Source organism: Streptomyces thermocarboxydovorans, from assembly GCF_039524635.1.
GTDB lineage: Bacteria > Actinomycetota > Actinomycetes > Streptomycetales > Streptomycetaceae > Streptomyces > Streptomyces thermocarboxydovorans.
Genome location: NZ_BAAAGU010000004.1, coordinates 77,290 through 90,896, shown reverse-complemented (window position 1 = coordinate 90,896; position 13,607 = coordinate 77,290). Strand labels below are relative to the sequence as shown.

The following is a 13,607-nucleotide window of genomic DNA, read 5'->3' as shown; positions in this document are numbered from 1 at the left end:
GCATCGCGCTTTCCGAATCCTGGAGACCCGCAGATGAACCACCGCCCCTCCGGCCGGAACCCGTGGCTGCCCCACAGGCCGTCGGCCGACGCCGCAGCGCGGGTGTTTCTCATCCCCTACTCGGGATGCGGCGCCAGCATGTACCGCCAGTGGCCCCGTTCGTGGCAGGGCGTGAACTTCGTTCCGGTGGAGCTCCCGGGGCACGAGACGCGGTTCGCCGAGCCCAACTTCACCACCTACCAGGAGCTCGCCCAGGCCATGATCCCGGGTCTGGATGAGTACCTGGACGTGCCGTTCGCCTTCTTCGGCCACTGCGGCTCAGCGCTCGCCGCGTACGAGGTGTCCGCCGAGCTGGCTCGCACGGGCAGGCCCGCCGCGTCCCAGCTGTACGTCTCCTCGCAGGTCGCCCCGCAGGACGGTCCTGCGGGGCGCTTCCTGGCCATGGACGACACCGAGCTACGGGTCGAACTCGAAAGCCTCATGCGCCGGCTGGGCGGCGACCCCAATCCGGAGCTGCTCTCCTTCTACCTGGAGATCCTGCGCGCCGACCTCGACACCAACAAGCGGTACGTCGTGCCGGACCCGTACCGGCTGCCCGGCCCGATCACCGCCATCGGATGGACAGAGGACGAGGAGATCCGGTACGCCGAGATGGGCGGCTGGAAGGAGTGCGGCGAGACCACGTCCGTCTTGCTCGAAGGCGGCCACCACACATTCATGGAGGCCCCCGAGAGCCTCCTCGACCTGATGTCCGGCAACCTGCTGAAGGCGGCTGGCCGATGACCGGCACCGTGATGCCCGGGGCGAACGTCGACCGCCGCTGGTTCAAGCGGTTCGGCCGCACCGGACCCGCCGAGACCCGTCTGTTCTGCTTCCATTTCGCGGGCGGCAACGCATCGCTGTTCCGCCGGTGGCCGCAGGCACTGCCGTGGTACATCGAGCCCGTGGCGGTGCAACTCCCCGGCCGTGCGGACCGGTTCACCGAAGAACCCTACGAGCGCATGGCTCCCCTGGTCGACGACCTGATCGAGGTCATGAAGCCGCTCCTGGACAGGCCGTTCGCGCTCTACGGCGTCAGCATGGGAGCCCGGGTCTCCTGGGCGCTGGCGCACGGCCTGCGCGAGCGCGGCCTGCCCGGGCCGCGGGCGCTGTTCGTGGCGGCCAGCGTGGCGCCGGCGTGCGACGACTGCCAGTGGGAGTGGGACGGCCGGGAGGACGGTCTCGAAGGGTACGTGCGTGAGATGGGCGGAACGCCGGCCGAGGTTCTGGAGCAGCCCGAGCTGCTCGCCGGGCTGCTGCCGACGCTGCGGGCCGATCTGACGGTGCTAAGCACCCACGGCTTCCGTCCCGAGTCGCCACTCGCCGTCCCGGTCCATGCCTTCGCGGGCACGGAGGACCCGGAGGCGCATCCCGAGCGGATGAGGGACTGGTCCAAGGAGACGTCCGGCCGGTTCAGCCTGACGCCGATCCCCGGCGGTCACTTCTTCGACGAGGAGGGCCAGGAGCAGGTGCTCCGCGTGATCACGGACGAGCTCACCTGACCGCCGGACGTCCTGCCCGTCCGTAGCCTCACGCTGCGGGGAGCGGTGTCGGCTTCGCCGGGCGGGTGGGACGCTGTGAGAGGCTGGATCGTATGAACCGGCTGGCTGGTGCGACCTCGCCCTATCTCCTGCAGCACGCGGACAACCCGGTCGACTGGTGGCCGTGGAGTCCCGAGGCGTTCGAGGAGGCCCGGCGGCGCGATGTGCCGGTCTTCCTCAGCGTCGGATACAGCGCCTGCCACTGGTGCCATGTGATGGCGCACGAGTCCTTCGAGGACCAAACCACCGCCGACTACCTGAACGAGCACTTCGTCAGCGTCAAGGTGGACCGGGAGGAGCGGCCCGACGTCGACGCCGTCTACATGGAGGCCGTGCAGGCGGCGACCGGGCAGGGCGGCTGGCCCATGTCGGTGTTCCTGACTCCGGACGCCGAGCCGTTCTACTTCGGCACCTACTTCCCGCCGGCGCCCCGGCACGGCATGCCCTCCTTCCTCCAGGTGCTGCAGGGCGTGCACCAGGCGTGGGCGGAGCGGCGCGAGGAGGTCACCGAGGTGGCCGGGAAGATCGTGCGGGACCTGGCCGGGCGGGAGCTGAACTTCGGCGACGTGAAGGTGCCCGGGGAGCAGGAGCTGGCGCAGGCGCTGCTCGGGCTGACCCGGGAGTACGACCCGCAGCGCGGCGGCTTCGGCGGGGCGCCGAAGTTCCCGCCGTCGATGGTGATCGAGTTCCTGCTCAGGCACCACGCGCGCACCGGCTCCGAGGGCGCGTTGCAGATGGCGCAGGACACCTGCGAGCGGATGGCGCGCGGCGGGATCTACGACCAGCTCGGGGGCGGCTTCGCCCGGTACTCGGTGGACCGGGACTGGGTGGTGCCGCACTTCGAGAAGATGCTCTACGACAACGCCCTGCTGTGCCGGGTGTACGCCCACCTGTGGCGGACCACCGGCTCGGAGCTGGCCCGCCGGGTCGCGCTGGAGACCGCCGACTTCATGGTGCGCGAACTGCGCACCCCCGAGGGCGGGTTCGCCTCCGCGCTGGACGCCGACAGCGACGACGGCACCGGGCGGCACGCCGAGGGCGCGTACTACGTGTGGACGCCCGCCCAGCTGCGCGAGGTGCTCGGCGAGGACGACGCCGAGCTCGCCGCCCGGTACTTCGGGGTCACCGAGGAGGGCACCTTCGAGCACGGCGCCTCGGTGCTGCAACTGCCGCAGCAGGACGAGGTGTTCGACGCCGGGCGGATCGAGAGCATCAAGGAGCGGCTGCTGGCCGCGCGCGCCGAGCGGCCCGCGCCCGGACGGGACGACAAAGTCGTCGCCGCCTGGAACGGGCTGGCGATCGCCGCGCTCGCCGAGACGGGCGCCTACTTCGAGCGGCCGGACCTGGTCGAGGCCGCCGTCGCCGCCGGCGACCTGCTGGTGCGGCTGCACATGGACGAGCTGGCCCGGATCGCCCGCACCAGCAAGGACGGCCGGGTCGGCGCCCACGCGGGGGTGCTGGAGGACTACGCCGACGCGGCCGAGGGCTTCCTGGCGCTGGCGTCGGTGACAGGGGAGGGGGTGTGGCTGCAGTTCGCCGGGCTGCTGCTCGACCATGTGCTGGCCCGCTTCACCGACCCGGAGTCGGGCGCCCTGTACGACACGGCCGCGGACGCCGAGCGGCTGATCCGCCGCCCGCAGGACCCGACCGACAACGCCGCCCCGTCCGGCTGGACCGCCGCCGCAGGTGCCCTGCTGAGCTACGCCGCCCACACCGGCTCGGAGCCCCACCGCACCGCCGCCGAGCGGGCGCTGGGCGTGGTGAAGGCGCTGGGCCCGCGGGTGCCGCGGTTCATCGGGTGGGGGCTCGCGGTCGCCGAGGCGGTGCTGGACGGGCCGCGCGAGGTGGCGGTGGTCGGGCCCGCGCTCGACGACAAGGCCACGGCCGCCCTGCACCGTACGGCGCTGCTGGGCTCCGCGCCGGGTGCCGTGGTCGCGGTGGGGACTCCGGAGAGCGACGAGTTCCCGCTGCTCGCCGGCCGGCCGCTGGTGGGCGGTGAACCGGCCGCCTACGTCTGCCGCAACTTCACCTGCGACGCGCCGACCACCGATGCGGACCGGCTGCGCGTCGCGCTGGGGGGCTAGTGCTTACTGAAAGGGAGGGCGCCTGAGCGCGGCTGAAAGTCGCTCAAACGGCAGGTGCGGCAATCGTTTTGCGCTGCCCGGGCGCAGAAAGGTTGGGTGCGAAATCGGTCAACTTCGGCCAGAAGTCGACCCCTTGCGCAACAGGCACTTCATCGAAATGGACCCCAGTTTTCACAACTTCCCCTTATTCTCTGCACAGTGACGTGACGAAATCTGCCGTGCGCCGCTCGATGCGGGTGACGCGGCCGTCACGTCCGGGGGGATCGGGGATCTGGGGGGATCTGTTTGCTGACGTCCGTCTTCATTGCTGTCGTTTCGCTGGCCTTGTTCGGGATGGCCGCCTTCACCCTGTGGTGGCAGATGCACGCCTGGCGCACGCCGGAGGTGCTGGCCTCCACCCGGTTCAGCAGCCCGGACGGCGGTGAGCATCTGTCGTTCTCCCTGCTGCTGCCCGCCCGGCACGAGCAGGCCGTGCTCGACCACACCATCCAGCGGCTGCTGGAGTCCAGCCACACCGCTTTCGAGATCATCGTGATCGTCGGCCACGACGATCCGGAGACCACCGCGGTCGCCGAGTCGGCGGCCGCCCGCGACCCGCGGGTGCGGGTCGTCGTCGACACCCACGGGAAGAAGAACAAGCCGAAGGCGATGAACACGGCCCTGCCGTACTGCCGCGGCGACGTGGTCGGGGTGTTCGACGCCGAGGACCAGGTGCACCCGGAGCTGCTCGCCCATGTCGACCACGCCTTCCGCTCCACCGGCGCCGACGTGGTGCAGGGCGGGGTGCAGCTGATCAACTTCCACTCCAGCTGGTACAGCCTGCGCAACTGCCTGGAGTACTTCTTCTGGTTCCGCTCCCGGCTCCATCTGCACGCGCAGAAAGGGTTCATCCCGCTGGGCGGCAACACCGTCTTCGTCCGCACCGACGTGCTGCGCGCGGCCGGCGGCTGGGACCCCGACTGCCTCGCCGAGGACTGCGACCTCGGCGTCCGCCTCTCCAGCGCCGGCAAGAAGGTCGTCGTCGCCTACGACTCCGACATGGTCACCCGCGAGGAGACCCCCGGCTCGCTGGTCTCGCTGCTCAAGCAGCGCACCCGCTGGAACCAGGGCTTCTTGCAGGTGTACCGGAAGAAGGACTGGAGGCAGCTGCCCGCGCTGCGGCAGCGGATGCTGGCCCGCTACACCCTGATGACGCCGTTCCTCCAGGCGTTCAGCGGCGTCATCATCCCGCTGAACGTGGCCATCGCGATCTTCCTCGACGTGCCCGTCGGCGTCGCCTTCATCACCTTCCTGCCCGCCGTCACCGCCCTGGTGACCTTCGTCTTCGAGGTCGTCGGGCTGCACGACTTCGGCAAGCAGTACGGGCTGCGGGTGCGCCTCGTGCACTACCTCAAGCTCATCGTCGGCGGCCCCTTCTACCAGCTGCTCCTCGCCGGCGCGGCGATCCGCGCGGTCTGGCGCGAGCAGCGCGGGCGCAGCGACTGGGAGCTGACCACGCACGTCGGTGCCCATCTCGACACGGCCGACGTCCGGACCCGAGAGGACGTTGCCGCGTGACCTCCACCCTCGACCCGGTGACCGCGCCGCAGATACCCGCGCAGCGCCGGCCCGCACCCCCCGCCGGTGCCACGGGCCGGGCGCTGCCGCCCCGCCGTCTGCGCACCTCGCGCCCCGACCTGCTGCTGTGCGGGGTCCTGCTGCTGGCGATCCTCGTCGTGCAGGGCTGGAACATCTCCGCCTACCCGGCCTTCAGCGACGACGAGGGCACCTACCTCGCCCAGGCCTGGGCCGTCCAGGAGGGCCGGGGCCTGGCCCACTACACCTACTGGTACGACCACCCGCCGCTCGGCTGGATCCAGCTCGCCGTCCTCACCTGGATCCCGGCGCTGCTCAGCCCCGAGTCGATGACCGTCGGCACCATGCGCGCGGTGATGCTGCTGATCAGCGGCATCAGCGCGGTCCTCGTCCACGTCCTCGGCCGCCGCCTCGCCCTGCCCCGCTGGGCCGCCGGGCTCGGCATGGCGCTGTTCGGGCTGTCGCCGCTGTCGGTGGTGCTCCAGCGGGAGATCTTCCTCGACAACCTCGCGGTGATGTGGACGCTGCTCGCCTTCACCCTCGCCGCGTCCCCGAGCCGGCATCTGTGGCACCACTTCGGCGCGGGCATGGCCGCCGCCACCGCCGTGCTCACCAAGGAGACGATGCTGCTCGTCCTGCCCGCGCTGTTCGTCACCGCCTGGCGGCACAGCCACAAGGACACCCGCAAGTTCGCGCTGACCGGCGCCGTCACGGCGTGCGCGCTGATCGGCTTCTCCTACCCGCTGTTCGCCCTGCTCAAGGGCGAGCTGCTGCCCGGCGCAGGCCATGTCTCTCTCTGGGACGGCGTCAAGTACCAGATGACCAGGCCCGGTTCGGGCTTCATCCTGGACCAGGGCTCCGGCTCCTGGAACGTGCTCCAGTCCTGGCTGTACTACGACCGCATCCTGCCGCTCGGCGGCCTGGCCGGCGCGCTGCTGCTGCTCGCCACCTGGCGCTGGTCGGTCACCGCCCGCGCGCTCGCCGGACCGGCCCTCGCGGTCGCGATCCTCGCCGCGCTCGCCCTGCGCCCCGACGGCTATCTGCCCGCGATGTACGTCATCCAGGCGCTGCCGTTCCTCGCGCTGGTCCTCGCCGGCGGGGCCGCCAGCGTCGCCCACGCGGTGCTGCGCCGGGGCCGCTCCGAGATGGAGAGGCGCGCCACGGTGTACGGACGTCACACGCTCGCCGTCGCCCTCGCCGTGGCCGCCTGCGCCTACGTCGGCCCCCGCTGGTACGACGGCACCCGCATCGCCGTCACCACCGACGCCAACGCCCCCTACGAGGCGGCCTCGCGGTGGATGGCCGAGAAGGTGCCCGACCCGGCCCGCACACGGGTCCTGGTGGACGACGCGATGTGGCTGGACCTGGTGCACGCCGGGTACGAACCGGGGCTCGGCGTCATCTGGTTCTACAAGGCCGACCTGGACCCGGCCGTCACCAGGACCATGCCCAAGGGCTGGCGGGACATCGACTACGTCGTCGCCTCGCCGACCGTGCGGCGCGACGCCAAGGACCTGCCCAACGTCAGGGCCGCCATCGAGCACTCCCGGCCGGTCGCCGTGTTCGGCACGGGCGAGGACCGCATAGAGATCCGCAAGGTCGCGACCGCCGGAGGCGCCCGATGAGCCAGGAGTCCATCGTCCCCGGCGGCCTGGGGGAGCCGGTCCTCGAACCGGTGGAGGTCCCCGAGCCGGGGGCCGTCACCATCGTCGTACCGACCTTCAACGAGTCCGCCAACGTACGGCAGCTGCTGCACCAGATCACCGAGTCCGTCCCGGCGCGGGTGCCCTGCGAGGTCGTCTTCGTGGACGACTCCACCGACGACACCCCCGAGGTCATCCGCGCCGCCGCGCAGGACTGCCCCTTCCCGGTGACCGTCCTGCACCGGGAGGAGCCCACCGGAGGGCTCGGCGGCGCCGTCGTCGAGGGCATCGAGGCGGCCACCTCCGACTGGGTGGTCGTCATGGACGGCGACTGCCAGCACCCGCCGGCCCTCGTCCCCGAGCTGATCGCCACCGGCGAGCGGGCGGGCGCCGAACTCGTCGTCGCCTCCCGGTACATCGAGGGCGGCAGCCGCGCCGGACTCGCCGGCAGCTACCGGGTGGCCGTCTCGCGCGGCGCGACCTGGCTGACCAAGTCCCTCTTCCCGCGCCGCCTGCACGGCATCAGCGACCCGATGAGCGGCTTCTTCGCCATCCGCCGCACCACGGTCACCGCCGAGGAGCTCAAGCCGCTCGGCTACAAGATCCTCCTCGAACTGGCCGTCCGCAGCCGCCCGCGCACGGTCACCGAGGTGCCGTTCGTCTTCCAGGAGCGGTTCGCAGGCGAGTCCAAGTCCACCGCCAGGGAGGGCCTGCGCTTCCTGCGGCACCTCGCCGGGCTGCGCACCGAGGCACCGCTCGCCCGCATGATCGTCTTCGGGCTGATCGGGCTCACCGGCTTCGTGCCCAACCTGGCCGCGCTGTGGGCGCTCACCGAGGCGGGGCTGCACTATCTGCCCGCCGAGATCATCGCCAACCAGTCCGGCGTGGCCTGGAACTTCCTGCTCATCGACCGGCTGCTGTTCCGCACCCGGCGCCGGCACCGGCACTGGGCCGACCGCACCGTGCGGTTCGCGCTGCTCGCCAACGCCGACCTGGTGCTGAGGCTGCCGCTGATCGCCCTGCTGGTCGGCCAGTTCCACCTGGCTGTCCTCCCGGCCACCGCCCTGGCCCTCGTCATCACCTTCGTCCTGCGCTTCGTGGGAACCGAAGCGCTGGTGTACCTGCCGCGCAGGAGCCGCCGAGCGAGCCGCACAGCAAGGAGCACGCCATGAGAACACCGCTCAGGCCCGGACGCGCCACGGCCCTGGCGGCCGTCGGCGCGCTCACCACGGGCCTCCTGCTCACCGCGCCCCAGCCGGCCTCGGCCGCCAACCTGGTGAAGAACCCGGGATTCGAGACGGCCGGCGCCGGTGACATGCCGTACTGCTGGTCCAAGTCGGGCTGGGGTGACAACGACTTCACCTTCACCGTCACCGACGACGCGCACACCGGCGACAAGGCGATGAAGGTCGAGCTGACCCGGCGCGTGGACGGGGACCGCAAGGCCCTGATCACCGAGTCCGCCGAGTGCGCGCCGGTGGTGTCGCCGGGCAGGCAGTACGACCTGTCCCTCTGGTACAAGTCGACGACGCCCGACACCTCGGTCACGCTGTTCCGGCACGACGCCACCGCAGGCTGGCAGTACTGGACCGACCTCAAGACGCTGGACATGGCGGCCGCCTGGACCGAGGCCGGCGTCCGCACCCCCGAGGTCCCGGCCGGCACCGACCGCATCGCCTGGGGCGTCTCCGTCTACGGCACCGGCTCCGTCACCACCGACGACTACACCATGGAGCAGGTCGCCGAGCCGGTCCCCGACCCCGAGTGCACCGGGACGGCGGCCGAGTGCGCCGACGGCAAGTGGGAGGTGCTCCCCACCAAGAACCCCGTCCGCTCGATGCACTCCGTCGTGCTGCACAACGGCAAGGTGCTGCTGATCGCCGGTTCCGGCAACGACCCGGAGATGTTCGAGGCGGGCACCTTCACCTCGGCGGTGTACGACCCGGAGAACGGCACCTACAAGACCATCCCCACGCCGGACGACATGTTCTGCGCCGGTCACGTCCAGCTCAAGGACGGCCGCGTCCTGGTGATGAGCGGCAACAAGGGCTACCCGTCCGCCGACGGCACCATCGGCTACCAGGGCTACAAGGACTCGTACATCTTCGACCCGGAGACCGAGACCTACACCAAGACCAACGACATGAACGACGGGCACTGGTACCCGTCGGCGACCATCCTCGGCAACGGCGACGTCATCAGCTTCGGCGGCCTGCGCGAGGACTCCACCGGCTCGGTGACCGCCGAGCTGTGGTCGGACGCCGAGCAGCAGTGGCTGCCCACCTGGAAGGTCAACCAGACCTGGTCGTACTGGGGCCTGTACCCGTCGATGATCCTGATGCAGGACGGCCGCCTCTTCTACTCCGGCAGCCATGTCTTCGGCAACAACATCCCCGGCACCGGCGCGGCGATCTACGACTACGAGGCCAACACCATCACCCAGGTGCCCGGCCTGCAGAACAAGGACGAGCGCGACCAGTCGGCCAGCGTGCTGCTGCCCCCGGCGCAGGACCAGAAGGTCCTCACCCTCGGCGGCGGCAACATCGACACCAACCCGGACGCCAACCGCCTGACCGACATCATCGACCTCAAGGAACCCAGCCCGAGCTACGTCGCCGGCCCGCCCATCCCGCAGGGCACCGTCGACCTGGGTGACGGCCGCGTCCCGCAGACCGGCGGCCAGGGCAAGATGTACGTGTCCGCGGTGCTGCTGCCCGACGGCAAGGTCCTGGAGACCGGCGGCGCCCTGCACAACCGCGCCGACCCGGTCTACGAGACGTCCATCTTCGACCCCGCCTCGGAGACCTTCGACCCGGTGGCCGTCGACCCGGAGGCCCGCGGCTACCACTCCTCGGCGTTCCTGCTCCCCGACGGCCGCGTGATGGCCACCGGCGACAACCCGGGTGACGGCTCCTGGAACCACGACGTGTCGATCTACAGCCCGCCCTACCTCTTCAAGGGCGAGCGGCCGAAGATCACCTCGCTGATCGACACCGAGTGGACCTACGGCGACACCCAGCGCATCACCGTCGACCGGCCCATCGCCCAGGCCGAGCTGATCCGCCCGGCCGCGGTCACCCACTCCTCCGACCCGAACCAGCGGTTCGTCGACCTGCCGCTGTCCGTCGACGGCAACAACGTCGACCTGAATGTCACCAGCAACCCCGACCTGGCCCCGCCCGGCTGGTACATGCTGTTCGTGGTCGACGCGGGCGGCGTGCCGTCGGTCGCCAAGTGGGTGCATCTGCAGGGCCCGCAGGCGCTCACCGCCAAGGACGCCTCCGCCCACGTCCACGACTTCGCGCAGGCACCCGAGGGCAAGGTGACCGGGCCCGGCAAGAAGCGCACGTCCCACCCGGTCAGCCCGCGGATCTCCGGCTGCGACCGCCACTACGGCTCGGCCAACGTCTGCGTCCCGACCGTGTTCCCCGACGAGGTGAAGCCGGCCACCACGGCCCGCTGCACCTGGCTGAAGGACCACGACTACGGCCGGCTGAAGGTCAACGGCAAGGACGACCCGCTGAAGCTGGACCGCAACCGGGACGGCATCGCCTGCGGCGAGGGGGACCTGGCCATGCGCTGAGCCGGGCCCCGGACCCCGGACACTGACAGGCGCGGGGGACCGCGCGCCGGACACCACGGCGCCGCGGTTCCCCGCGCCTGCGGGTGTCCGGCGTCGGGCGCCGGCACAACGGGGCGCAGTCGCACGGGCTCGGCGCCCACGCCGGATCGGCGAGCCGCCCGCTCGATGCGCCCGTGTGCTCAGCCCAGTTGCGCGCGCATCGCCACCGCCCGTTCGACGATCGCCTCCAGCTGCTCGTGGTGCGCGCCCCGCCAGTACGCGCGCCCGCACTCGGTGCACTGCGCGAAGACGTCGTACGTCCGGTGCGTGCCGCCCTTCAGCTGATCGGCGACCTCCTCCTTGGTCGCCTCCCGCAGCAGCCCGTTGCACTGGGTGCACCGCGTCCACGGCCGCAGCTCGGGCCGGAACCGGTCCAGGACGTAGGCCAGTTGCTCCTCCGGCCGGGTGCTGTACACGAACGCGCCCGCCCACAGCTCGCGCCGCCGCAGCAGCCCCCGGTCCCGGCTGAGCATCACCCGCCGCTCCGCGGCCGACCGCGAGGCCAGCGCCGGGTCACCGATGTCGGTCGCCTCGTAGGCGGTGTCCACCCCGAGCAGCCGCAGCCGCCGGGCCAGCGTGCCCAGATGGACGTCGAGCAGGAACCGCAGCGGGGCGCCGGGCACCTGCTGCGGGTGCGCCACCTTCCGTACGGTGACCCCCTCCCCGGCCTGCGGCACGTGGGAGACCGGCACCTCGCGCCCGTCCACGAGCAGCGCACCGACCTCGGTCAGCGGCACGCCGAGGGACTCGACGACATGGCCGAGGGTGGACATCCCGTCGGTGGCGGTCTTCAGCGTGCCCGCGGGCCGGGCCTGCGGCACGAAGAGCAGCAGCTCGGGGTCGAACTCGACGTGGATCTCAGGACCGTTCACCCGGTCAAGGATGTCATGGCAGGCGGCGCGGCAGGTCCTGGAACGTGTCCAGAGTGCGGTCGATCAGCTCGGCCAGATCGTCGCGGCAGCCGCGCTCGCCCCAGTAGACCAGTGTCTCCAGCAGGGCGCCCATCAGGGCCATCGAGTAGACCCGGACCTCGAGATCCTGCTCCTTGCGGCCGGTGCGCTCCGCGATGGCCCGGCACAGCAGATGCCCCGTGACGGACATGCTCTCCATCAGCCGGGAGCGCACCTGGGGGACCTCCACGGCCAGCCGGGCGCGCAGCACCATCTCCTCCTGCTGGTGCTCGGGGTTGTCGGCGAAGGCCATCGCCATCGCCTCCCGGACGGCCCACCGCACCGACTCCAGCACGGGCTCGTCGTCGGGACGGCCGCGCATCAGGTCCTCGAGGAGGTGGTCGTACTCGTCCGTGAGGACGATGTCCTCCTTGGTGGGGAAGTAGCGGAAGACGGTACTGGGCGAGACCTCGGCGCGCTCGGCGATCTGCTCGACCGTGGTGGCGTCGTACCCCTGTTCCTTGATCAGGGCGTAGGTGGCCTCCCTGATCGCCATGCGCGTCTTGATCTTCTTCCGTTCGCGCAGGCCCAGGTGGCGGGCCGGTTCGCGAACAGGGGTTCGTGCCATGGTCATGGCCTCATTGTCCGTCATCCTCCTTCGCCGGGACCATGGCCGGGAAGAGCCGGGGAGGGGCCGGAGGGGCCTGCGGCCGGCGACGGCTCGGGCGAGGTGGTGTCCGGTCCGGCCGCGGGCCGCGGATTCGGCAGCCACAGGGCCGTCATGACCGCCGTCGCCAGCGCGGCCGCGCCGCACACCACCAGCACCACCGACATGCCGTCCAGATAGGCCGCGTCCGCCGAGGCGGCCAGCGCGGGCAGGTCAAGCCGTTCGGCGACGGCGTGCGCCCCGCTGAGCGATTCGCGGGCGGCCTCGGCGGCGGGCGCGGGCAGGCCGGTGGTGTCCAGCCGGTCGGCGTAGGTGTCGGCGACCAGGCTGCCCAGCAGGGCGATGCCGACGGCGCCGCCGACCTGGCGCAGCGTCATCAGCAGCCCGGAGCCGCTGCCGGCCTCGTCGGCGGCGATGCCGCCGAGCGCCGCGTCCATGGCCGGCACCATGGCGAAGGCGAAGCCGAAGCCGGCGATGGTCAGCCACAGCGCGGTGAAGCCGTAGCCGTCGCCGGGGCCGGTGCGCGAGCCGAGCAGCGCGGCGAAGCACAGCACCACCAGGCCGGTGGCGACCACGGGCCGGGGGCCCAATCGGCGCACCAGCGGCGTGCTGGCCCGCGCGGCGACCAGCAGGCCGCCCATCATCGGCAGCAGCCGCAGCCCGGTGCCGAAGGCGTCGTGCCCGTCGGTCTCCTGCAGGCGGGTGGGCAGCAGGAACAGCAGCCCGGAGAAGACGAAGGTGCCGAGGGTGGCGGCGAGCGTGTTGAGCAGGAACACCCGCCGGCCGAGCAGCGCCAGGTCGAGCATGGGCCGCACGGCGTGCCGTTCACGCACCGTCAGCAGGGTCAGCAGCAGCGCGGCCAGGGCGAAGGCGCCCAGCACCCAGCCGCTGGTCCAGCCGTGTCCGGGGCCCTCGATGATGCCGAAGACCAGGGCGCCCAGCCCGAGCGCGCTGTACGCGGTGGACAGCGGGTCGACCTTCGGCGAGGACGGGTCGCGGGACTCGGGCAGCAGGAACAGGCAGGCGGCGATGCCGAGGGCGGCCATGGGCAGGTTGATCAGGAAGATCGAGCCCCACCAGTAGTGGTCGAGCAGCAGTCCGCCGACGAGCGGGCCGAGCGGCATGCCCGCGGCCATGGAGGCGGTGACGGCGGCGACCGCCTTGCCGCGCTCCTCCTCGCCGAACATCGACGGCAGCACGGACAGCCCGAGCGGGATGACCAGCGCGGCCCCGAGCCCCATCACCGAGCGGGCCGCGATCACCAGGCCCGGTGTGTCGGTGAGCGCGCCGGCCAGGGAGCCGAGGAGGAACACGGCGAGCCCCGCCACCAGCATCCGGCGGCGCCCGAAGCGGTCGCCGAGAAGTCCCGCGGGGAGCATCAGCGCGGCGAACACCACGATGTACGCGTCCACGATCCACTGGAGCCGGTCGGTGCTCGCCTCCAGCTGCGCGGCCATCGTCGGCAGGGCCACGTTGAGGATCGTCAGGTCGAAGCCGAGCGTGAGCATGCTCGCGACCAGGGCGCCCAGGGCCCACCAGCGGCGGG

At 71.7% G+C, this 13,607-nt stretch carries 10 protein-coding genes; 7 read left to right on the top strand and 3 right to left on the bottom strand.

The window, feature by feature from the left end; genetic code table 11:
• Nucleotides 1-33: 33 nt before the first annotated feature.
• The 7 genes from ABD198_RS02890 (at nucleotide 34) to ABD198_RS02860 (ending at nucleotide 10,465) form a co-directional block, all read left to right on the top strand.
• Nucleotides 34-783 carry a thioesterase II family protein gene (locus ABD198_RS02890; RefSeq protein ID WP_343997687.1) on the top strand — a complete coding sequence of 250 codons (750 nt, stop codon included), beginning with the start codon at nucleotides 34-36 and terminating at the stop codon, nucleotides 781-783.
• On the top strand, nucleotides 780-1,541 hold the full coding sequence (locus tag ABD198_RS02885; protein WP_343997686.1) for a thioesterase II family protein: 762 nt from the start codon (nucleotides 780-782) through the stop codon (nucleotides 1,539-1,541). The genes ABD198_RS02890 and ABD198_RS02885 overlap by 4 nt, the downstream gene beginning before the upstream one ends.
• 92 nt (nucleotides 1,542-1,633) lie before the next feature.
• Nucleotides 1,634-3,664 (top strand): thioredoxin domain-containing protein, encoded by a 2,031-nt coding sequence (locus ABD198_RS02880; protein WP_343997685.1) that lies wholly within the window; start codon nucleotides 1,634-1,636, stop codon nucleotides 3,662-3,664.
• 285 nt (nucleotides 3,665-3,949) lie between these two features.
• The gene (locus ABD198_RS02875) at nucleotides 3,950-5,221 is read left to right on the top strand and encodes a glycosyltransferase (protein ID WP_343997684.1); all 1,272 of its coding nucleotides are present in this window, start codon (nucleotides 3,950-3,952) and stop codon (nucleotides 5,219-5,221) included.
• Complete coding sequence (locus ABD198_RS02870) at nucleotides 5,218-6,864, top strand: ArnT family glycosyltransferase (RefSeq protein ID WP_343997683.1); 1,647 nt, start codon at nucleotides 5,218-5,220, stop codon at nucleotides 6,862-6,864. Before ABD198_RS02875 ends, ABD198_RS02870 begins: the two co-directional genes overlap by 4 nt.
• Entirely contained in the window at nucleotides 6,861-8,054 is a 1,194-nt protein-coding gene (locus ABD198_RS02865; protein ID WP_343997682.1) for a glycosyltransferase, read from the top strand. Before ABD198_RS02870 ends, ABD198_RS02865 begins: the two co-directional genes overlap by 4 nt.
• Nucleotides 8,051-10,465: a galactose oxidase family protein gene (locus ABD198_RS02860; protein ID WP_343997681.1), complete on the top strand. Its 2,415-nt coding sequence runs from the start codon at nucleotides 8,051-8,053 to the stop codon at nucleotides 10,463-10,465. Before ABD198_RS02865 ends, ABD198_RS02860 begins: the two co-directional genes overlap by 4 nt.
• 179 nt (nucleotides 10,466-10,644) lie before the next feature.
• Here the strand turns inward: ABD198_RS02860 and ABD198_RS02855 are convergent, their stop codons facing one another.
• The 3 genes from ABD198_RS02855 to ABD198_RS02845 are packed head-to-tail and all read right to left on the bottom strand — an operon-like array spanning nucleotide 10,645 to nucleotide 13,569.
• The gene (locus ABD198_RS02855) at nucleotides 10,645-11,376 is read right to left on the bottom strand and encodes a Mut7-C RNAse domain-containing protein (protein ID WP_343997680.1); all 732 of its coding nucleotides are present in this window, start codon (nucleotides 11,374-11,376) and stop codon (nucleotides 10,645-10,647) included.
• A gap of 13 nt (nucleotides 11,377-11,389) precedes the next feature.
• Entirely contained in the window at nucleotides 11,390-12,028 is a 639-nt protein-coding gene (locus tag ABD198_RS02850; RefSeq protein WP_343997679.1) for a TetR/AcrR family transcriptional regulator, read from the bottom strand.
• Nucleotides 12,029-12,042: 14 nt separating this feature from the next.
• The gene (locus tag ABD198_RS02845; protein ID WP_343997740.1) at nucleotides 12,043-13,569 is read right to left on the bottom strand and encodes an MFS transporter; all 1,527 of its coding nucleotides are present in this window, start codon (nucleotides 13,567-13,569) and stop codon (nucleotides 12,043-12,045) included.
• Nucleotides 13,570-13,607: the final 38 nt, after the last annotated feature.